8 protein-coding genes are annotated in these 21,817 nt (G+C 73.7%); 2 read left to right on the forward strand and 6 right to left on the reverse strand.

Annotated features, from left to right (window positions below; genetic code table 11):
* Positions 1–4: 4 nt before the first annotated feature.
* From H1226_RS16910 to fabD, 4 genes are all read right to left on the reverse strand, one after another.
* Positions 5–9,658 (reverse strand): SDR family NAD(P)-dependent oxidoreductase, encoded by a 9,654-nt coding sequence (locus H1226_RS16910; protein WP_258341594.1) that lies wholly within the window; start codon positions 9,656–9,658, stop codon positions 5–7.
* 111 nt (positions 9,659–9,769) lie between these two features.
* Positions 9,770–11,737, reverse strand: coding sequence for an asparagine synthase (glutamine-hydrolyzing) (asnB, locus tag H1226_RS16915; RefSeq protein WP_258341595.1), 1,968 nt, complete (start codon positions 11,735–11,737; stop codon positions 9,770–9,772).
* A gap of 4 nt (positions 11,738–11,741) precedes the next feature.
* The gene (locus H1226_RS16920; protein WP_258341596.1) at positions 11,742–11,996 is read right to left on the reverse strand and encodes an acyl carrier protein; all 255 of its coding nucleotides are present in this window, start codon (positions 11,994–11,996) and stop codon (positions 11,742–11,744) included.
* Positions 11,997–12,040: 44 nt separating this feature from the next.
* A complete protein-coding gene (fabD, locus tag H1226_RS16925) occupies positions 12,041–13,585 on the reverse strand; it encodes an ACP S-malonyltransferase (RefSeq protein WP_258341597.1) in 1,545 nt (514 codons plus the stop codon).
* A gap of 1,251 nt (positions 13,586–14,836) precedes the next feature.
* Here fabD and H1226_RS16930 point away from each other — a divergent pair.
* Positions 14,837–15,946, forward strand: coding sequence for a type I-E CRISPR-associated protein Cas7/Cse4/CasC (locus H1226_RS16930; RefSeq protein ID WP_258341598.1), 1,110 nt, complete (start codon positions 14,837–14,839; stop codon positions 15,944–15,946).
* Between the two features lie 4 nt (positions 15,947–15,950).
* Here the strand turns inward: H1226_RS16930 and H1226_RS16935 are convergent, their stop codons facing one another.
* Positions 15,951–16,532 (reverse strand): TetR/AcrR family transcriptional regulator, encoded by a 582-nt coding sequence (locus H1226_RS16935; RefSeq protein WP_258341599.1) that lies wholly within the window; start codon positions 16,530–16,532, stop codon positions 15,951–15,953.
* A gap of 159 nt (positions 16,533–16,691) precedes the next feature.
* Here H1226_RS16935 and H1226_RS16940 point away from each other — a divergent pair, with 159 nt between their 5' ends.
* A complete protein-coding gene (locus tag H1226_RS16940; RefSeq protein ID WP_258341600.1) occupies positions 16,692–17,324 on the forward strand; it encodes an MSMEG_1061 family FMN-dependent PPOX-type flavoprotein in 633 nt (210 codons plus the stop codon).
* A gap of 39 nt (positions 17,325–17,363) precedes the next feature.
* Here H1226_RS16940 and H1226_RS16945 read toward each other — a convergent pair whose 3' ends face one another.
* Positions 17,364–21,533: a tetratricopeptide repeat protein gene (locus H1226_RS16945; RefSeq protein ID WP_258341601.1), complete on the reverse strand. Its 4,170-nt coding sequence runs from the start codon at positions 21,531–21,533 to the stop codon at positions 17,364–17,366.
* Positions 21,534–21,817: the final 284 nt, after the last annotated feature.

Below are 21,817 nucleotides of genomic sequence, written 5' to 3' on the forward strand. Positions count from 1 at the left end.
GTGGTCAGGCATCGCTGAGGGCGTCCGGTCCGAGGCGGTCGTCGAGGACCGCGTCCAGCAGCGCCGCGTAGGCACCGGTGTCGAACCCGGCCTCCGGGGATCTCCCGTCCACCACCGCAGTTTCCTCCGCGAGCGCTGCGGTTTTCCGCACAACCGAACCGGTTCCCCGCCGCGCACCGGGGTTTTCCCGGTCGTTCCAGTGGTTCCCGGGAGCGGAGTCCGGCACCCGGTACCGCTCCCGGGCGAACGGGTAGCCCGGCAGCCGGACCACGCCGGTACCCGCCGGGTGCAGCACCGACCAGTCCACATCGGACCCGTCGCACCACAGCCGCACGACCTCGTCGAGCCGCCCGTCCCGCAGCGCCCTGGCCACCTCCGGGGAGTGCGCGGTGCCGCGCCGCACCCCGGTGCCGCGGGAGCGCGGGACACCGCCCACGTGCAGCCCGCTGCTGTCCCCGGCCAGGTAGCGGTCCAGGGCGCCGGCCAGCTGCTCGACGCTGCCGGCGACCAGTCCGAGCCGCCGTTCCATCGCCTCCCGGCCGACCTGCAGGGTGTGCGCGAGCTCCGGTAGCTCGGTGGCCGGGGCGCCGCGCAGGTGGTCCCGCAGCCGCCGCGCGGCCTCCCGCAGCCGTTCGTCGTCGCGGGCGGACAGCAGCACGGCCTGCGGTCCGCCGTCGGCCGGGGTGCGCCGCGGTCGCGGCGGTGCTTCGAGGACGACGTGCGCGTTGGCGCCGCCGAAGCCGAAGCTGCTCACCCCGGCCCGCAGCGGCCACGCCCGACCGTTCGCGTCGGCGCGCGGCTCCCAGACCTGACCGCGGCGCACCACCTCGAACTCGCCGCCGGACAGCGGCAGGTGCGGGTTGAGCCGGTCGCAGTGCAGCGTCGGCGGGAGCTCCCGGTGCCGCATCGCCAGCAGCACCTTGAGCACCCCGGCCAGGCCCGCGGCCGATTCGGCGTGCCCGATGTTCGTCTTCACCGAACCCAGTGCCCACGGCCGCCCGTCCGGGCCGGGCCCGCCGAGGTCGCGGTAGGCGGTGGCGAGCGCGTTAACCTCCACCGGGTCGCCGAGGGCGGTGCCGGTGCCGTGCGCTTCGACGTAGCCGATGCTGCCGGGGTCGAGCTCGCCCATCGCCTCCCGCACCAGCGCGGCCTGCGCCACGCCGTTGGGCGCGGTGAGCGATCCGGCCCGGCCGCCGTGGTTCTCGGCGCTGCCGCGCACCACGCCCCAGATCGCGTCGCCGTCGCGGACCGCGGCCGCCAGCGGCTTGAGCAGCACCACCGCGACGCCTTCGGCGCGCACGTAGCCGTCGGCGTCCGCGGCGAAGGTCTTGCACCGGCCGTCCGGGCTGAGCATCCCGGTCTGCTGGGTGGCGGCGAAGGTGTCGACGCTGAGCAGCAGGTTCACCCCACCGGCGAGCGCCATCTCGCAGCGCCCGGACCTGATGTCCTGCACCGCCCGGTGCAGCGCCACCAGCGAACTGGAGCAGGCCGTGTCGATCGGTTCGCTGGGCCCGTGCACGTCGAGCACGAACGAGATCCGGTTGGCCAGCACCGAGTGCGCGTTCCCGGTGGCGGTGTAGCCGTCGGGCGCGACGCCGCTGGCGTTGAGCAGCTGGTGGTAGTCGTTGCCGGACACCCCGAAGTAGACGCCGGTGCGTTCCGGCAGCCGCGCCGGCGCGTACCCGCCGTTCTCCAGCGCCGCCCACGTGGTCTCCAGCGCGAGCCGCTGCTGCGGGTCCATCAGCTCGGCTTCCAGTCGGGACAGGTTGAAGAAGCCGGCGTCGAACCGGTCCACGTCGGCGAGCTGCCCGGCGAACTTCGGGAAGTCGGTGCGGGCCACGGTGTCCGTGTAGCGCTCGTCGAACCGGTCGCCCGGGTAGGGGGTGACGAGGTCGTCCCCGGCCCGCAGCCGCTGCCAGAACTCGTCGAGGCAGGCGGCGCCGGGGAACCGCCCGGCGGCGCCCACGACGGCGACCGCGTCCGAGGCGGACTCGGCTGCGGGAGGCTGCTGCGCCGGGCCGAGCGGAGCCGGGGCCGCGGGAGCGCGCTCCGGAGGCGCCTGCGCTGGTGCCGATGCGGCCTGCGCGGGTGCCGCCGCGGTCTGCTCGGATGCCGCCGCGCGGTCCGGCCACCGCTCGCGGAGGTGCTCGGCCAGGCTGCGGATGTTCGGGCACTCGAAGAACACCGCCGGGCTCAGCTCCACGCCGAGCAGGCCGTTGAGCTCGGTGGCGAGCGTGGCGAGGGCGATGGACTCGAACCCGTAGGCGTGGAAGTGGGTGTCGGCGTCGATCTCGGCGAGGTCGAACTTGAGCTGGTCGGCGACGGTCTCCCGCAACGCTCGGACCAACCGGGACTCATCGTCCGATGTGGACTCGGGCGCAGCGGCCGAGCTCGGGTCCGCCACCGGCGCGGCGAGCGCCGGAACCACCGCGACCGCGGACCCGCGCACCGATCCGGGCAGCTCCCCGGTCCCGAACTCGGCCCGGTCGATCCGGCCCAGCACCCGGCCGCGCTCGTCGGCCAGGTCGATGCGGAACTCGGCGTCGGCGACCCGGTCCAGCACCAGCACCCGGGTGCGGTCCAGCTCCTCGCCGTGCAGCTCGGCGACCCGCAGCGCGGTCGCGTCGGGGTCGCCGAGCGCGTGCTGCACGCCTTGCAGCACCCCGGCGAGCACCCAGGCCGGGACGTGCACGTGCCGCTTGTGCGGGTCCTGGCACAGCGCGGGCTCGCCGACGCGCACCAGCAGCCGCCCGTCGCGGAGCCGGGCCACGCCCTCGACGCTGCGCGAGTAGGGCCGCGCGTCGAGCCCCGCTGCGCCCAGCGCCGCGTAGAAGCCGTCCTGGTCGAGTTCGTCGGGCACGTCCACCGGGACGTCCGGAACCCGTTGTCCCGCAACGGCTTCGACGGTGGCGGCGAACCGCGGCGTGCCGTCGGCGTGCCGCAGCTCCACCCGGTGCGCCCCGGACGCGCCGCCGAGCCGCCATTCCAGCGTCTCGGTCTCGTCGGCGGGCGCGGGCAGCGCCGCCCACTCGGCGTCGCGGACCCGCAGCGGCCCGTCGATCCCGGCGACCCGGGCGAAGGCCAGCGCGCCGTCCAGCAGCGCCAGGGTGGCGTACCGCCGCTTGCGGCCCGCGGTGTGCACGTAGTCCAGCAGTTCGTCGCCGCGCGGCTTCAGCTCGTAGCGCACGCCGTGCAGGTCGGAACGGTTCTCCCCCACCCACGGGTGTGCGCGGCGGGTGAACGCCAGCGGCCGCAGCACGCTGGGCGCGTCGTCGAACTCGGGGTACCAGCAGCGGACCCGCTCGAACGGGTAGGCGGGCAGCGAGAGCTTCGCGGGCCGGGTGCCGAGCGGCCACAGCCGGTCCCAGTCGACCGCGGCGCCCTGCGACCAGTGCCGGGCGAGCGCGGCCAGGTCGCGGTCGGCGACGGCCTGCTCGACGGTGGCGGCGTTCGCCGCGCGGCGCTGCCGCAGCGTGCTCGCGACGAACTCCACGCCCTCCGGGAGCACCGGAGCATCGGCGGTGAGGTCCACCCCGGACAGCGCGGTGAGCCGCTCCAGCGCGTGCCGCGCGTCGGTGGCCACGAACGCCAGCCGGCACGGCAGCTCGTTCTTACCGGTCTGCAACCCGTAGGCCAGCGCGTCCAGCCCGGGTCGCGCGGATCCCAGGTGGTCGCGCAGGTCGCCGAGCACCGTGCGCAACGCCTGCGGGGTCATCGCGGAGAACACCAGCAGCTGCGGCCCGCCGCTGTCCGGGGCGGCGACCACGGTGCCGTCGTGCTCCTCCACCACCAGGTGGACGTTGATGCCGCCCGCGCCGATCGAGGTGATCCCGGCCCGGCGCGGTACCTGCTCACCGCGCACCACCGGCCGTTCCCACGCGGCGCGTTCCCGCTGCACCGCGAACGGCGTCGCGTCGAAGTCGATGGCCGGGCTCAGCGTCTCGGAGTGCAGCGACGGCGCCAAGGTGCGGTGCCGCAGCTGCAGCAGCACCTTCGTCAGCCCCACCAGCCCGGAGCCGGACAGCAGGTGCGCCACGTTCGACTTCACCGAGCCCAGCGCGCAGAACCCGGTGTCGTCGGTGTCCCGGCCGAACGCGAGGCTCGCGCCCTTGATCTCGATCGGATCGCCCAGCGAGGTCGCCGAACCGTGCCCCTCCAGGTAGCTGATGGTGCGGGCGTCCACGTCGGCGTCGTCCAGCGCGCGTTCGACGGCGCGGGCCTGCTGCTGCGGGCTGGGCACGGTGAACCCGTTGCGCACGCCCGCGTTGGTGAGCCCGCTGCCCTTGATCACGCCGTACACGTGGTCGCCGTCGGCGACGGCCTCGCCGAGCGGTTTGAGCACCACCGCGCCGACGCCCTCGCCGAGGATGGTGCCGTCCGCGCCGAGCCCGTAGCTGCGCACCACGTCGGCGGACTTGGTGGTGAAGTGCGCCTGCGAGGTGGAGATCAGGTCGTAGGGGTGCAGCATCAGGTTGATCCCGCCGACCACCACCATCCGGGTCTCGCCGTCGCGCAGCAGCCGCACCGCCTGGTGCACGCACGCCGCGGACGAGGCGCACATGGTGTCCACGAACACCGACGGGCCGGTGAACCCGTAGTGGTAGGACAGCATGTTCGCCATCACGCCGACTTCGCTGCCGCTGGTGGTGGTGCCGCGTTGCAGCATGTTCTGGAAGCCGTAGTAGGCGTAGCTGTTGTTCATCGAGCCGACGAGCACGCCCACGTCGCCGTCGTAGCGGCGGCGCAGCGTCTCCCGCGAGTACCCGGCGTCCTCCAGCGCGGTCACCCCGGTCTGCAGGAACAGCCGCACCTCCGGGGACATGATCTCGGCATTGCGCTGGGAGATGTTGAAGTAGCGCGGGTCGAACGCGTCCACGTCGCGCAGGAAGGTGCCGGTGCGCACGACGGTCTTGCCGAGCACGTCGCGCTCGTCGAAGTGGATGTCGCCGTGGCGCCAGCGGGATGCGGGCACGGTCTCGAAGCTGTGCCTGCCTTCGCTGAGCAGGTCCCAGAACTCCTCCAGGGTGTCCGCTCCGGGGTAGCGCCCGGCCATGCCGACGACGGCGATGTCGTGCCGGCCGGGGTCGTGGCGGGGGTCGGCGGGGCGCGGGGTCGTGGTGGCGGTGGGGGTCGCGGCGATGGATGAAGTCGTTGCGGCGACCGGACTTCCGGCGGAATCCGGAGTCGCGGTAGCCGAAGTTCCGGCGGTGGCTGGAATCGCGGCGGCCGGAGTGGCCGGGATCGTGCTGGTCGTCGCCGCGACGGCCGGCTCCAGCACCGGCCTCCCTTGCGGCCCAGCGGCATCAGATCCCGCGGCAGCGCTCTCGTCGCTCGCCTCCACAGTGGACTCGACCGGCGCGACGAGTTCCAGCAGCCGCTCCCGGTGCTCGGCGACGAAGTACTCCGCCACCCCGCGCAGGTCCACGTGCTCGAAGAACAGCGTCTTCGGCAGCGAGCCGAACGAGTCCTCCAGGGTGCTGGTGAGGTCGACGATCGCGATGGAGTCGATGCCGTAGTGCTCCAGCTTCTCGTCCGCCAGGATGCCGTCCGGGTCCTGCCGGGTAACCTCCGCGAACACCGCGCGCAGGAAGTCCTGGGCGCGTTCGGCCAGCTCCGCGTCGTCGAGCTCGACGGCCGGAGCCGCCGGCCTCGGCATCGGAGCCGCCGGAGCCGGGACCGCCGCGACCGGCCGGTCCAGCCCGGCGTACACCCGCAGCTTCGCGCGCTCCCCGTGCAGCACGACCCGCCGCACCGGTGACCCGGTGCGCAGCGCCCGCTCGATCGCGGCCAGCCCGGCCTCGGTGGGCAGCGGCACGGTGCCGGTGCGCTTGCGCAGGTAGGCGGTGGTGGCGGCGTCCATCCGCATCCCGCCGTCGGCCCACAGCGGCCAGTCCAGCACGCGGGTCTCGGCGCCGGTGGCCTGCCGCCGCAGCGCGAACGCGTCCAGGTGGGCGTTGGCGGCGGCGTAGTCGGCCTGCGCGGCGCCGCCGAAGGCACCCGCGACGGAACCGAACAGCAGCAGGAAGTCCAGGTCGAGGTCCTCGGTGGCGGCCGCCAGGTGCGCGGTGCCGTCGACCTTCGGGGCGAGCACGGCGGTGGTTCTCGCGAGGGGTTTGGTGGCGAGGTAGCCGTCGTCGAGCACCCCGGCCGCGTGGAACACGCCGTCCAGGCGCCCGTGCTCGGCGCGGATGGTGCGGACCGCATCCCGGACGCTCGCGGCGTCGGTGACGTCGGCCCGCACGTAGTGCACCCGCTCGTGCGGCGGGGTGGGCGCCTGCTCGGAGCGGCCGCTGACCACCACGGTCGCGCCGTGCCGGACGCACAGGTGCTCGGCGAGCAGCCGCCCGATGCCCCCGGCGCCGCCGGTGATCCAGTAGACGCCGCCGGTGCGCAGCAGGCTCTCCCCCGCCGCTGCGGCCGGGAGCTCGGTGGTCTCGTGGCGCCACCGCCGCCCGTCGCGGGTGTGCGCGACCTCGGCGTCCTCGGTGGCGGCTTCGGTGTGCACGGCGCGTTCGAAGCGGGCCGCGTCGCGCGGGTCGAAGCCGTCGAGGAGCACCAGCGTGCCGCGGAACGCCGGGTCCTCCAGCCGCGCGGTCTTGAGCAGCGCCGCCAGCGGCCCGAACACCGGCGAGTCCGGTTCGCCGGGCGCCACCACCAGCACCCGGCCCTTGCCGAGGCGTTGCAGGTGCGCGTAGCAGCTCTCGAACGCGGCGCGCATCGCGATCGCGTCGGTGGTCCCGGCGGGCACCGGCAGCGGCAGCACCTCCGCGCCGAGCCGAGCCGCGCTCGCGGGCACCAGGTCGTCGTCCAGGGCGGCGTTGAGCACCACCACCGGCCCCGCCCTTCCCTCCGATGTGGACGGTGCTTCGACCCAGTTCCCGGTGACCTCCAGCAGGTCGTGGCCGGGTTCCGCGGCCGGTTCGCCGCCGAGGGAGCGGGCGGTGTAGCCGGTGAACCGGACGCACAACCGGCCCGCGTCGTCGAGCAGGTCCACGTCCACCTTGCCGCGCCCGCGCGCGCCCGCGGCCGGGCGCAGCCACGCGTGCGCGGTGGCGGTGGTCGCGGCGGGCGCGGACAGCTCGTCCAGCGCGAACGGCACCGCGGGCGCCGACGGTTCCCGCCAGCCGCCGTCCGGGCCGCCGACCGCGAGCGCGGCGAGCAGCGCGCTGTCCAGGATCGCGGGATGCAGCCGCGGCCCGGGCGCCGCCGCTGCGGGCAGCCGCAGCTCCGCCAGCACCCCGTCCGGGCCGGTGCGCACCGAGGTCAGCGCGCGCAGCGCGGGTCCGTGCTCGATGCCGCTGGCCCGCAACGCCGCGTACCCGGCGTCGGCGGCCAGCTCCCGGGGGTGCCGTGCGCGCAGCTCGGCCAGGTCCACCGATTCCGTCGCGTCCGCACCGGGTTCGACGCGGCCGCTCGCGTACGGTTCGCCCGCCGCATCGGCGAGCGCGTAGTCGTGCCCGTCGCCGCCGGGGGTCAGCCGCAGCCGGGCGTCCAGCCCGTCCGGCCCGACGGCCAGCGGGCGGATCCACACCGCGTTGCGCACCCGCGGCGTCCGGTGCCCCGCGGCCCGCGCGGCGGCCAGCGCCAGGTCCAGCACGGCCACGCCCGGCACGATGCGGGTGCCGCCGACGACGTGGTCGCGCACGTAGCCCTGGGTGTCGTCGAAGCGCACCGGGAAGGTCCAGTCGTCGCCGGAGCGCTCCCCGGCGCCCAGCGCGGCGGTCTCGGGCGCGGCGGGCTCGGGCACGGCGGTCTCGGACGCGGCGGTCTCGGACGCGGCGGTCTCGGGCGCGGGGCTCTCGGACACCGCCGGGGCCGGGGCTTCGACGGGCCGCGGGCTCAGGTTCGACGGCGCGGTGGGCGTGAACCAGTGCGGGGTGCGGGCGAACGCGTAGCCCGGCAGGTGCAGCCGCCGCCCCTGCGCCGGCCACTGCGACCAGTCCACCGGCAGCCCGGTGGCCCAGGCGGCGGCGAACTTGTCGTACCGCCCCTGCTCCAGCCAGCGCGCGCCGAGCTCACCGAGGTCCTCGGCGTCCAGCCCGGCGGGCACGTCCTCGCCCGCGCGGCCGCGCTCGCACCCGGCGGGGCGTTCCCCGACGGCGAGGGATTCCAGCTGGTCCGCCCAGGTCTCCAGGTCGGTGGCGCGGAACGCGGCGCGTTCGGCCATCGGCACCCGGCCGTCGCGCAGGGTGCGGGCGATGTCCGCGAGCGCGGGCCGCTCGCCCCGCTCGACCCGCCGCCGCACCCAGTCCGCGAGCACCGCGCAGCTCGCCCGCAGCCGTTGCTCGTCGCGCGCGGACACCGGCAGCCAGTGCTCGCCCGGCCGCTCCGCGTCGGCGGGGACGTCCGCCCCGGATTCGAGCAGCACGTGCGCGTTGGTGCCGCCGAAGCCGAAGGAGCTCACGCCCGCCCGCAGCGGCCCGGGCGCCTCCCAGTCGGTGAGCTCGGCGACGACGTGCAGCGGGCTGCCCGCGAGCTTGATCAGCGGGTTGAGCTTGCGGAAGTGCACCGTCCCCGGCAGCTGCCGGTGCCGCATCGCGAGGATCACCTTGAGCATCCCGGCGACGCCGGCGGCACCTTCCAGGTGGCCGATGTTGGTCTTCACCGAGCCGACGCCGCAGCGGTGCTCGGCGGGCACCTCCGCACCGCCGCGCAGGTCCGCGAACGCCTTCTTCAGCCCGCGGATCTCGATCGGATCGCCGACCGGGGTGCCCGGGCCGTGCGTCTCCACGTAGCTCACCGTCTCCGGCGCGACGCCCGCTCGCCGGTAGATGCCGCTGATCAGCTCGGCCTGCGCGTCCGGGTTGGTGACGGTCAGCGAGCTGGTGCGCCCGCCGTGGTTGCTGCCGATGCCCTTGATCACCGCGTGCACCGGGTCGCCGTCGCGCCGCGCGTCCGCGGCCCGCTTGAGCAGCACCACGCCGCCGCCCTCGCCGCGCACGTACCCGTTGGCACCGGCGTCGAACGCGCGGCACTTCCCGTCCGGGGAGAGCATCCCGGCCTTGGCGAACGCGATGAAGTGCCGCGCCGACCAGGTCAGGTTCACCCCGCCCGCCAGCGCGTACTCGCAGTCCCCCGTCAGCAGCGCCTGCACGCCCTGCTGCACCGCGACCAGCGAGCTGGCGCAGGCGGTGTCGTTGACGACGCTGGGCCCGCGGAAGTCGAAGTGGTGCGAGACGCGGTTCGCGATGATCGCGTAGGCCGCGCCCGTCGGGTAGTAGGCGTCGACCTCGGCGACCTCCTGCTCGACGAGCTCCGCGTAGTCCCAGTGGCACACGCCCAGGAACACCCCGGTCGCCGAGCCGGCGAGCCGGTCCGCCCGGTACCCCGCGTCCTCCACCGCGTGCCAGCTGAGTTCGAGGGCCATCCGCTGCTGCGGGTCCATGGATTGCGCTTCGCGCGGGGAGATCTGGAAGAACTCGGCGTCGAAGCAGTCCACGTCGTCGACGAACCCGCCCCAGGCGCAGCTGGTCTTGTTGAACTCGCGGCGCGGGTCGCCGAGGTGGTCCTCCTTGCGCCAGCGCCGCTCCGGGACCTCGCTGATCAGCGAGCGTCCCGCGGCCAGGTGTTCCCAGAACTCGTCCATCGTCCGCGAGCCGGGCAGGCGCAGCGAGGTGCCGATGATGGCGATGTCGTGGTCATCGGTTCCGTGGTCCATCGAAGTCGTCTCCGTCTCAGCACCGGTGCCGCTGCGGCCCGCGTCGGCTCGTCCGGTCGTGGTCGTGCCCGTCCCGCGCGCCCGACCGGGGCGGCCCGCGGGACTCGGAGGTCAGGCGGCCGCGCAGGTGCGCTCGTCGACGACCCGCAGGGGCACCTTCAGGGGATCGCGGTTCAGACCGTGCCCGCGCACGAACCAGTGGTGCAGCCACACCGTGGAGGCCAGCAGCACGAACGCCTGGTTCTCCTTGGTGCCGATGCGTTCCGGCGGGGCGTCGTAGACGCGGTTGACGAACTTGCGCACGAACCGCGCGTCCAGGGCGGGGATCTCGCCGAGCACGTCCGGGTCCAGCAGCAGGTCCCGGTAGTCGGGCCGGGAACGCACGAACACCGCGGAATCCGGCGCGCGGTAGGGGAACTTGCCCTTCTTCACGATGCGCTCCGGCAGCACGTCCGCGTAGGCCAGCTTCAGCAGGTGCTTCTCGTCGTAGGGGTCGCCGAAGCGCCCGTTGACCGAGTTCGCGCGGCGCACCACCGCCGGATCCAGGAACGGGCAGCGGTTCTCCACGCCGTGCGCCAGCGCCATCCGCTCGCCCTGGGTGGACAGCAGGTAGCCGGCCAGCAGGGTGCGGAACTCCAGCCACTGCGCCTTCCGCACCGGGTCCAGTTCGGCGTAGCCGGGTTCCTCGGCGACGAGCCGTTCCACCGCGGCCAGCGGATCGCCGGGCTCGGCGAGCAGCCGGGCCGCGAACCGGCCGTTCTGGAACCGCATCTGGTGCGAGAACAGGCCGGGCCGCTGCTCGGTGGAGAACTGCTGGTAGAGCCCCAGCATCCGGCGCTGCTCGTCGGCGCCGCTGAAGTGCGCCAGGTACGGGTGGAGCCGCCCCATCCGCTCCCGGCGGGTCTCGTCGTCGAGCGCGTCCCACTCGGACAGCAGCCGGGTGTCCTTGAAGATGCCGTAGCCGAGGAACGCCTCGTCGGCGCCTTCGCCGCTGAGCACCACCTTGATGCCCTCGCGCCGGACCTGCCGGGACAGCAGGTGCATCGGCACGAACGCGGTGCGGAACGCGGGCACTTCGGCGTGCCGGACGGCGTCGGGGAACGCTTCGGCGACGTCGGCGTCGGTGACGCGCAGCTTCGAGTGGTGGGTGCCGAGGTGCGCGGTGAGCTCGTCCTGCTCGGCGGACTCGTCGAACTCGGCGTCCTCGAACTCGATCGAGAACGTCCGAAGTGGACGGTCGGTGCGGCGGGCGGCGAGGTGCGCGATGATCGACGAGTCGAGGCCGCCGGAGGCGTACACCCCGACCTCCACGTCGCTGCGCAGCCGCACGTCCACCGCGCGTTCCAGGTCGCCGCGCACCAGCTCCACGGCCTCCTGCTCCGACTCCGGCGCCGGGCCGGGGGTCAGGTCCAGCGGTGCCCACCGGCCGCGCCGCTCCTGGTCACCGCGCACCGACAGGTACTCGCCCATCGGGACCTGCTCGATCCCGCGGTAGCCGCTGTGCGCGGGCAGCGGCGTCCAGGTCGCGTAGAGCGAGGCCAGCTGGTCCGGGTCGAACTCGAAGCGGAACCCCGGGTACGCCAGGAACGCCTTCATCTCGGAGGCGAACAGCAGGGCGCCGTCGTGCCGGGCCACGAACAGCGGCCGCTTGCCGTACCGGTCGCGGGCCAGGTGCAGCTCATCGGTGACCGCGTCGTGCACGGCGAACGCGAACGCCCCGTTGAACTTCGGCAGGCAGTCCGGGCCCCACTCCGCCCACGCGTTCAGCACCACCTCGGTGTCCGACCCGGTGCGGAACGCGGCACCGCGCGCCCGCAGCTCGGCGCGCAGCTCCCGGTAGTTGTAGAGCTCGCCGTTGTAGCACAACCGGAATCGCCGGTCGGCGCTGAGCACGGGCTGCTGGCCGCCGGCGAGGTCGATGATGCTCAGCCGCACCGTGCCCATCGCGATCCGGTCGTCGAGCAGGCAGCCCGCCTCGTCCGGGCCGCGGTGCTCGATCTGGGCGAGCATGTCGTGCATCAGGTCCGCGTACTCCCGCGGAGGGCGCGGGCTGCGGTAGAACCCGGCGATGCCGCACATGGCGTCACCGGCTTTCGAGCGCCCGCTCGCGGGCACCGTCGACGAAGGCGGCGATGCCGTTGAGCGACACCATGACGTTGCCGAGCAGCTCGTCCTCCTCGAACTGCACGCCGTAGCGCTCCTCGATGTGCGTCATCAGCGAGATGTAGCCGAAGGAGTCGAGGATCCCGGCCTGGAACAGGTCGGTGTCCTCGGTGGTCTCGGCGTCGAACTCGAACAGGAACTGCTCTTCGAGGTAGTCCTTCAACTCGTCCTTCATCGCGGTCCTCCGCATCGTCGTCGTGGTCGTCCCGGAACCGGCCGCTACGCGGCGAACGCGGAACCGGCGATCCGGGCCAGCGCGGGCCACTGCTCCCGGATGAAGAAGTGGTCGCCGGGGAACCGGTGGGTGCGCAGCGGCCGGGTGCTCTCCCGCTGCCAAGCGCCGATGTCGTCCCCGGTGAACCACTCGTCCTCGCCGCTGAGCGCGGTGATGGGCACGTCCAGCGGTGGCACGCGCGGGTGCCGGTAGGCGCCGAGCGCGGTGAAGTCGGCGCGCAGGATGCGCTCGTAGAACGCCAGCAGGTCCGCGTGCTCGCGCAGTTCGGCGGGCAGTCCGCCGAGGCGGTCCAGGTGCGCCCAGAACTCGGCGGTGGGCAGCCGCCAGGTGTCGCGCTCCCGGCTGGGGAGGGACGGCCCGCTCTCGCCGGAGACGAGCAGGTGCGCGGGCGCGGGCAGCCCTTCCTCCCGGATCCGGTGGCACAGCAGGAAGGCGAGCCGCGCGCCGAGGCTGTGCCCGTACAGCGCGTACGGCCGGTCCAGCCGGTCGCGCAGCTGCGCCAGCAGGTCGTCGACGATGGCGCCGGGGTCGGTCAGCAGCGGTTCGGAGATCCGGGCGCCGTGCCCGGGCCGTTCCAGCACCGCCACGTCCAGGTCGGTGTGCTCGGCGAGCCCGGCGTAGGCGCGTTCGTCGCCACCGGCGTAGGCGACGCAGAACAGCCGGGGCCGCGGTTCCGCGGCCTCCGGGGTGGCCTCGATCTGGCGGACCATGCGGGTGAGCACCTGGGTGTCGCCGACTTCCCGGCAGTCGTCCAGCCCGGTGTGCCGCAGCAGGTAGCGGACGCTGTCGAGCCAGCGCACCGACCCGGCGATCTGCTCGCTGAGGGTGGCGGCGAGGTCCCGCTCGGCGTAGGGGCGGGCGGTGAGGTTGGCGATGACGGTGGCGCGCAGCGGCGCGAACCGGAATCCCTTGAGGAACGCGGCGAACTCGTCGCGGGCGGGTGCCATGTGCCGGGAGTGGAAGGCGGCGGAGACCTTCAGCCGCGCGACCCGCACGTCCTGCTCGCCGAGGACCTGCTGGGCGCGCTCGATCCGCTCCCGCTCCCCGGAGAGCACCAGCTGCGCATCGGTGTTGATGTTCGCGAGGTCCAGGTCGGTGAGCCCGTGCTCCACGAGCAGCGCGCGCAGCTCGGCGCGCGAGGTGCCCAGCACGGCGAGCATCGCGCCACCACCGGCGCGGGACATCAGCTCACCGCGCTTGAGCACCAGCTTCAGCCCGGTCTCGAAGTCGAAGGCACCGGCCGCGTGCAGCGCGTTGTACTCGCCGAGGCTGTGCCCCAGCAGGTAATCCCCTGCCGGCGCACCGCGTTCCAGCGAGTCCACGTAGGACAGCGCGTTCACCACGTACAGCGCGGGCTGGGTGCAGCGGGTGTCGTCCAGGCGACCGTCCGGGTTCCGCGCGCACAGCTCGGGCAGGTCGTAGCCGAGCACGTCGCAGGCGCGGGCGGTGAGCTCGGGGTGCCGCTCGAACAGCTCGGCGCCCATCCCGGGGCGCTGCGAGCCCTGGCCGGGGAACAGCACCGCGCTCACGCCGCCTCCGCCACGCGGGTCCGGTGCAGCGGCTCGGCTGTTCGCATCACGCGCCTCCTGAATGAGCGATCTCCCCGATCGGGATCAATCTGGAGACCACGCTAGAGACGGCGCGGAACCGCTCGCAATCTTCAGAACCACCATTCCGGCACGTCTAAGGAAATCACCAGGCGCACTTCTAGGGAAATCACCAGCAACTCCGCCGAATCGACCGGAGACCACCGGCCGCCCGAGCTTCGCGCCTTCTCGGAGCACCGGGACCGGCGGGGAGCGCCTGCCGCCTCCCGAGCCTCCGGCGGACGGGCCCGCAGCAGAGGCGACCCCGCTCACCTGCGCCCGTTTCCGCGCGGGACGGCGGAATCCGGTTGCGCACCGCGGTTCCGGCCCACCGCCCGCGACTCGCGACCCGGAGATCTCCGCCCATTCGGGCCCGCGGCATTCCCGGACCGGGACGAGGTGAGGATCGCACGTTCCGGGTGCGCCGATCCCAGGAGCGACCGGACTCGATCAGCGGGCGGGCACAATTTCCGGCGAATCGCCCGACCGGCGACGACACCGGCCTTTTCCTCTCTCCAATTCCTTTCCATCCCAGGACCGGCCGAAACCGGCGGACGAGACCGTCGCACCGAATGGAGCCGTCGCGGACTCGGCCAAACGGCCGCGGCGAACGGGAAAGGAAGATCACAGGAAGATCCCGCAGCGAGACCATTCCGTTCCGGTAATCGTGGCCAACGGCCATCGTCGCTGGAAGCGCTTCCGGCGACGCTCGGTCATCCGATGTTCCCGGCACCGATCCCCGCGGTCTCCGCAGTTCACGGCGCCGAGAGGGGCGCGTTGGCAGCGCGGTCCGGGCTTGCTACCGTCGATCGAGGTCGCATTCCGGAACGCACTCAGCGAGGAGTGCACCTGGATTCTCCGCTTCGCCGAGCGGAAAACCGATGGCCCCACCGGTCGCAGGAGCGACGCGTCCCGCGGCACTCCGCTCGCCGATGGTCCCCCTGACTCCCCGTCGTGCCCCTTCCTGCCCGGAGGACAGCCCGTGAGTTCCGGTCCGCCGGACGAGCCGCCGCCCCGATCGGCCGGACCGCCTCCGGGTGCCGCCGCGCGGGGAACGACGCCCGCCGCCGGAGCCGGTGCACCGCCGGTGCGGGTCGGCGCCACGACCTGCCCGCGCACGCCCGGTGCGCCCGTCCGACCCGCGCGCAGCGGCCTGCCGCGCTCCCGCGAGCTCACTCCCCGGAGGAACACCACATGATCGTCGAACTGCACCTGCTCCAGTCCGTCCCGGCCACCGAGCTCGGCCGGGACGAGGGGGAAGGGCCGCGGCGCGCGACCTTCGGCAACGTCGCGCGCGAGCAACTCCCCTCCCGGTACCTGCGCCGGTCGGCGCGCGCCCTGCTGGCCGAGCAGGACCTGGCCCTCGCCTCCGCCGGGGTCTCCACCCGGCGGCTGATCGCCGACGCGGCACGCTGGATCGACGCGGCGAGCTGCGCCGACGATCCCGGTGCGGACACCGAGGACCTGGTGCGGGAGGCGTTCTACGAACTGGGCCTCGGCCTCGCGAGCGGCGAGCTGACCCCGGCGGTGGTGTTCACCGCGGACCTGGCGGGTGAGCGCCTCGCCCGGTTCTGCCTGGAGAACCGCGAGGACTACGCCGACCGCGCCACCCGCCGCAAGAAGATCATCGCCAACGCGGCGGATCCCGAGCAGGCGCGGCAGGACGAACTGGCGCTGGCGAACGTGAAGACGGCCGCGCAGCAGCGGGAGGCCGCCGAGCGCGTGCTCGCCCCCCGGCAGGCGATCGACGTGGCGCTGTTCGGCGGCACGATCTCCGACGAGGACGAGTTCACCGCCGAACCCGCCTGCGAAGTCGCCGACGCCCTGTCCACCCACGCCGCCGGGACCACCGCGGAGTCCGCGGAGCTCGCGGCGGCCTGCTACTACCGCTACGCCCGCCTGGACCTGGCGAAGCTCACCGCGAACCTCGGCGGGGACCGCGCCCAGGCCGAGCGGGCCGCGCACGGCTGGCTGCGGGCGCTGGTGCGCGCCGTCCCCGATGCGCGCCCGAACGAGACCGCCGCCCGCACCCTGCCGGAGGTGGTGTTCGCGGTGGTGCGCGAGCACGGCTCCTGGAACCTGGTCAACGCGTTCCTCGACCCCATCGCCGGCACCGATCCGCTGGCCGGCTCGGCGCGGCGGCTCGTGGAGTACTTCGGCCAGGTCCGCGCCTTCTACGACACCGGCGAGATCCGCGAGGTCCTCGGCTCCTCGGTCACCGGGGAGCTGCCGCTGGAACGCACCCGGCAGCCCGCCACCCTCGACGACCTCGCCACCCGAGCCATCGGCGCGGCCCTGGTCTGACGGCTCACCGCAGCGGGCCGCCGGTGAGGTAGCGGGTGAGCATCGTGGTCAGCTCGTCCTCGAAGGCGGGGATGTCGATCGGGTCGGCCGACGAGATCAGCTGGTGCACCACGAGTTCCACAGTGGACACGACGAGCCGTGCCGCGGTCCGCGGATCGCCGACCCGCACCTCGGAGTACCGCTCGATGAGTTCGCGGGCGCGGGTGACGTGCTCCTGCTCCAGCCGCTCGATCTTCTCCAGCAGCTCTCGCGACCGCGGCGCCTGTTCGAGCAGGACGCGCAGCAGCTTCGGGTCGTCCAGGTGGTTCGCGATGGCGGCCCGCACGAACCCGCGCACCTCTTCCTCGACGGAGGCCGGCCGCTGCGCGGCAAGGTGGGCGCGGGTCGCCGCGATGCCCTCGTCGAGGTGCTTGGTCAGCAGCTCCACCAGGATCGCGTCCTTGTTCGGGAAGTACTGGTAGAGCGAGCCGATCGAGATCCGGGCGCGCTCGGCGATCCGATTCGTGGTGCCCGCCGCGTAGCCGTGCTCGGTGAAAACGTGAGCAGCCGCGGTGAGGATGCGTTCCCTGGTGAGTTCCGCGCGCACCTGGCGCGGTGTCTTCCGAGGTCGCAGCCGTCGTTCTCCCGAGCTCACGGAACCTCCCTGACCGGCGCGAAAGCGAGTGGCGCGCGAACCGAACGATTGCTCATAATCGTGCCACGACCTGCGAAGACCTCGCCACCAGCGCTGCGGAAGGAGCCCCGGATGACGCCCGTCGGCACCCGGCCACGACGAGTACCGATGGCGGAGCTGCGCGCCCGGCTCGGCGAACCCGACGACGTGGTGCGGGCACTCAAGTCCGGCGACCGGGTCGACGCGCACGCGCACCGGTTCATCGCGCACTCCCCGTACCTGTCGATGTCGACCTCGGACGCGCGAGGCCGCGCCGACTGCTCCCCGCGCGGTGACTACCCCGGGTTCGTGAAGGTCCTCGACGAGCGCACGCTCGCCATCCCGGACCGCCCGGGCAACAAGATCGCGGACTCGTTCCGCAACCTCGCCGAGAACGACGGCATCGGCCTGCTGTTCCTCGTGCCCGGCGTGGTGGAAGTGCTGCGCATCAACGGGAGCGGCTACCCCACCGACGATCCGGACGTGCTCGCCCGGATGCGCGTGGCGGGCAAGGAGGCGATGTTCGCGATCATCGTGGAGGTGGAGCAGGTGTTCTTCCACTGCGGCCGCGCCCTGCTGCGTTCCCGGCTCTGGGACCCGGAGATCCAGTCCCTCGCCGCCGAGATCCCCTCCCCCGGCGAGATCGCCGCCGCCCAGTCCGGCCTCGGCATCGACCCCGCCCACCTGGAGCACGAACTCCAGGAGGGCTACCGGAAGCTCTACTGACCCGGGGTGCGGCCCACCCGGGTCGGGTGGGCCGCTCCGCTAGCCGGCGCGGAGCATCCGGCGTTCGCGCACGGCTTCGGTGACGGGATGGCGCGCGCCGTAGACGCGCTCGTGGTCGGCCAGCACCCAGTCGAGCAGTGCGGCGGCGCCCGCCGCATCGCCGCTGTCCCCGAGCGAGAGGGCGGCCAGTTCCCTGGTGCGCAGCGCGTCGGGATCGTCGGGTCCGGCGGTCGCGGCCCAGCCGAGCGCGGTCTCGCGGTACAGCTGTGCTGCGGCCGCCGCCTCCCCACCCCGGGCGCACCAGTAGGCGAGGCGCTCGTGCGCGGCGAGCTCCTGCGCGGTGCGCGGGCACGGGCGCGGGTACGGCCCGACCGCGATTCCCCGCGCGGCGGCCAGAGACGCGGCGCCTGCCACGTCGCCGCTGTTACCGCGGTGCTCCACGACGACGGACCAGGCGTCGAGCACCCGCAGGTCCGTCGCCCCGAACAACACGGTGCTCCGCTGCGCCCAGTCTTCGAACGCCTTCACCGCCTCGGCTCGGTCACCGGCGGCATCGAGGTTGATCGCGATGGACAGGCAATGGTGCTCGATCTCGTTCGGATCAGGGAAGCTGATCCGCCCCTTCGAGCCGAGGACTCGGCGGTGCACATCGGCTGCCGCGGCGTGGTTCCCATTGCGGACGTGCCAGCACGCGAGCCGTTCGAGCAAGCGGAGCACGTCCCGGTGATGGGCGCCGAGCGCCTCCTCCGCCACCGCGGTCAATTCCAGGAGGGCCGACTCCGCCCCGGCGGGATCCCCGGCCAGTCCGTGCCATTCGGCCGCGACGCCTCGGGCGATCATGGCGGCGGAGTTGCCCGGGCCGAACTCGACCTCCAGGGCGGCGGCGATCCCGTCGAGCGTGGCGGCCGAGGCGGCAGCGCTGCCAGGGGTCCCGCGGGTTCCCGGTGCGGGCTCGTCGAGGTCCGGATGGTCCGGACCGAACGCGTCCACCCGGTCCACCGCGAGCCGGTCGAATTCGATCATCGCGCGGTACGGATTGCCGGCCGCGGCCCGCATCTCCGCCAGGTCCCGGCGCACGCGCAGCGTGTCCGGGTGCGCCGCGCCGAGCACCCGTGTCGCGTCCTGCACGAGCAACTTGAGGTCCGCCACCGCCGCCGCGGGATCCGCTGCCGCGCCGCAGATCACCCGCCGGTGCCGGACGTCCACTGTCTCCGGGTGGTCCGGGCCCGCGATGCTGCTGAGCCTGATCACCAGTTCGTCGTACGTGCGCCGGGCCGCGGCGAAGTCACCCGCGGCCGCCCACGACTGCGCGGCCGAGTCCGCGGCCCAGATCGTGCTGGACGCGATCGGGCCGTGAACCCGCGCGTGGTCGACCGCGAGCGCCGCGTACTGCTCCGCTGCGCCGACGGCATCTCCGTTCGCGCGGCGCCACGTCGCCAGCGCCCCGTCCACGACCAGCTTCGTCGGATCGTCGGCGTCGAGTGCGCGCCCGCAGTCCACGGCGAGCTCCTCGGCGAGTTCCACCGCGCCCGCGGCATCCCCGGCCCAGCCGGTCCAATCCACCAGTGCGTAGCGGGTGCTCAGCACGTCCGGGTGGTCCGCCGCTTGGAACGCGAGCTGTGCGTCCCGCACCCGCCGGTACTCCGCCGCGGCCGCCGCCGGATCTCCACCCCAGCCGCGGAACTGCGCGAGGCTCAGGTGGTACGGCGTCCGCCGCGGATCGTGTTCGCCGTACGCGGCGCGGACGTCGTCGAGCAGTGCGGCGCTGGTCCGCACCGCGTCCTCGTACCGGCCCGCGGCGGACTGCCACCAGGCCAGCTCGGCGCGGAGTTCGAACGAGGCCTCCCCCGCCCAGTCGGCCTCGGCGGCGAGCCGCTCGGCCAGCGCGCTCAACCGGTCCGCCGCGGCGTGCGGGTCGCCGTTCTCCCCGAGCCGCACGGCCGCCTTCCGCTCGACGTGCACGGTCTGCACGTCCGCGGGGCCGACGGTGCGGGTGAGGTCGAACGCCAGCTGGTCGAGTTCCTGCTGCCCTCCCACCGGATCGCCGCACCAGCCCCGGAGGTATGCCGCGTGGTCGCGGGCCGCGAACGTCTGGTGGTGTTCCGCGCCGCATTCGCGCTCCAGCTTCCGGACCAACTCCTGCTGTGCGGCGAGCCCGCCTGCGTGATCACCCGACGTGCACCGCAGCCCCGCGATCTCCTGAGCCGCGAACACCGAGTCGGCGTGCGCCGTGCCCAGTGTGCGGCGCAGCACCGGCAGCAGGCCCTCGAGCTCCACCAGCGCGCCGGTGGTGTCGAACACCGACCGGAGCCGGGCGGCGTGCAGCCGAGCTCGCAGCGTGTCGGGGGCCGAGTGGCCGAGCGCGCGGGTGCGGTCGACGACCACCCGCGTCAGCAGCTCCAGGTTCGCCGCCGGATCTCCTCCCGGCACGCACGCGAGCTCTTCCCGGCAGTCCGCGGTGACCGGATGTTCCGTGCCGGGTGCCGCTTCCGCTCGGGTGATCAGCTCGCTGAGCTCCGCCCGCGCCCGGTCCGGGTCCCCGTGGGTGAGCACGCCGATCCGGTGGCGGTGCACCTGAATTCCGGTCGCTGCCGGTTCATCGGATTCCGGTGCTCGTTCGCTCAGCAGCGCGTCCCATTCGCCCTGCGCCGCCGCGGCATCGCCCAGCTCGTGCCGACGCCTCGCCACGTCCAGGGATGCGGCGACGGTGTCCGGATGCCCGGGCCCGAGCCGACGTGACCGGGAGTCGCGGGCGTGCGCGGCGACCTCCACCGCTGCGGCGGCGGCACCGAGTCCGTCGAGGACGTCGAGCAGCGCCTCCCGGCATTCGACGGTCTGGTCGTGGTCCGGTCCGGGTTCGATGTTCGCTGCGGTCAACGCCGATTCCAGGGCGGCACGAGTGGCTTCCGGATCACGATCTCGTTCCGCGTCGGCCATGGTGCGCAGCAACTTCGCCGAGAGGTCGTCGGGGCCGCGCAGGTCGGTGCACCGCGTCGCCATCCGGTGGAGGAAGTCCGCCTGGGCGGCGCCGAGCCCGTGGTCCCCGAGGCTCTGCACCACTTCCCCGACGGCGTCGTGCACCTCGGGCTGGATCAGGTGGTCGCCGAGGCCGAGCAGGAACGCGATGTTGGCCCGGAACATCCGATGCCCGGCGGCGTCCGCGTCGGCCACGATCTCGACGAGGCCGTCGGCGATCGTGGTGACGACCGGGCCTCGCTCCGCCTCTGGCAGGTCCTCCCACCGGACGCGGCGCGTGGCCCGGTGGCACCGGATGATGTCTCCCCTCTCGGTGAGCAGCTCCAGGTCGCGCAGCACGCGGAGTGCCGCCGACACGTCGTTCGGGCTCGGGTCCACCTCGGAGTCCTGGCGCAGGTGGCGCAGCACGGGCGAGCTGGTGAGGAGTTCGACCGGGACCCCGTGGTCGTCGCTGGCGGACAGGAGGTCCGCCAGCCGGCTCGCGAGCGGATTCGTGCGGCTCGCGAGCGCGAGCGCGCTGCGCGCGGGGAAGGCGCTCGGCGAGCCGCCTTCGGCCTGGAACCGCTCGAAGTACTCCTGGTGGCCGATCGGGTTCTGCCGGAGGTAGGCGGCGATCATCGCGAGCGCGAGCGGGTCGTCGCCCCACGTTCGGGAGACGGCCGACATGTCGTCGCTCGCACCGCCGGTTCCCCTCGCCGTCAGGTGCCGCTCCGGATCGATCGGCCCGGGCAGCTCGATCGTCGTGACGCCGGGCAGCACCTCGGCGATCCGGTCCGGTCCGATCCGCGACGTGGCGAGCACTCGACCACCCGCAGGCGGCACCAGTCCTTCGAGGACTTCCGGGCTCGCGATGTCGTGCAACACCACCACCCAGCGGCGAGTGGATGCCGCCAGGTGCTCCAGGAAGCGCACGGCGTCCCGCTCCGGTCCACGACCGGAGCGCAGCCCCAGTCTCGCCGCCGCCATCGCGTAGGTGGACAGGATCGATTCGCGCGATCCGGCCTCCGCCCACACCAGCAGGTCCACCTTGCCGGTTAACCAGGCTCGCTCCACCTGATCGACGATGGTGGCGGTCTTCCCGAATCCGTCGCCGTGGAACAGCGTCGTCCCCGCGGCCAGGAGTCCCGGCTCGTCCACCGCGACCATCGGCACGTACCCGGCAGCTTCCGGTGGCACCGTGCCCACCCGCAGCCATTGGTCCACTTCGAAAACACTCGCGCGCGCGTCCATCATCTTGCCAACACCACACCCACCGGTCGTTCGGAACCCGGTCGATCTTGCCAATCGGCGCCCCGGCGCGGGGGCGAAGCCGCCCGAGGAGACGCATGCCACGGTGAGATCCGCGGGTCGGCGACTGATCAGCACGTGGTGAAGGCGGGGTACCGGAACCTGCACTGGTGCGGAGACGTCACCCTGCCGGCGGCCCCGCCCCGCACCCGCGCGGCCTTGCCCGGGCCGGGATCACGCCGGGTGCGGACGGTCTCCCACCGGCTCACCCGGCGCCGTCGGGCGGCGCA

The organism is Saccharopolyspora gregorii (genome assembly GCF_024734405.1).
GTDB classification, from domain to species: domain Bacteria; phylum Actinomycetota; class Actinomycetes; order Mycobacteriales; family Pseudonocardiaceae; genus Saccharopolyspora_C; species Saccharopolyspora_C gregorii.

Coding starts and splice junctions, on each gene's coding strand:
- H1226_RS16920 (WP_258341596.1), bottom strand. CDS start 11,996: ATGAAGGACGAGTTGAAGGACTACCTCGAAGAGCAGTTCCTGTTCGAG.
- H1226_RS16940 (WP_258341600.1), top strand. CDS start 16,692: ATGACGCCCGTCGGCACCCGGCCACGACGAGTACCGATGGCGGAGCTG.
- H1226_RS16945 (WP_258341601.1), bottom strand. CDS start 21,533: ATGATGGACGCGCGCGCGAGTGTTTTCGAAGTGGACCAATGGCTGCGG.
- H1226_RS16910 (WP_258341594.1), bottom strand. CDS start 9,658: ATGGACCACGGAACCGATGACCACGACATCGCCATCATCGGCACCTCG.
- H1226_RS16930 (WP_258341598.1), top strand. CDS start 14,837: ATGATCGTCGAACTGCACCTGCTCCAGTCCGTCCCGGCCACCGAGCTC.
- asnB (WP_258341595.1), bottom strand. CDS start 11,737: ATGTGCGGCATCGCCGGGTTCTACCGCAGCCCGCGCCCTCCGCGGGAG.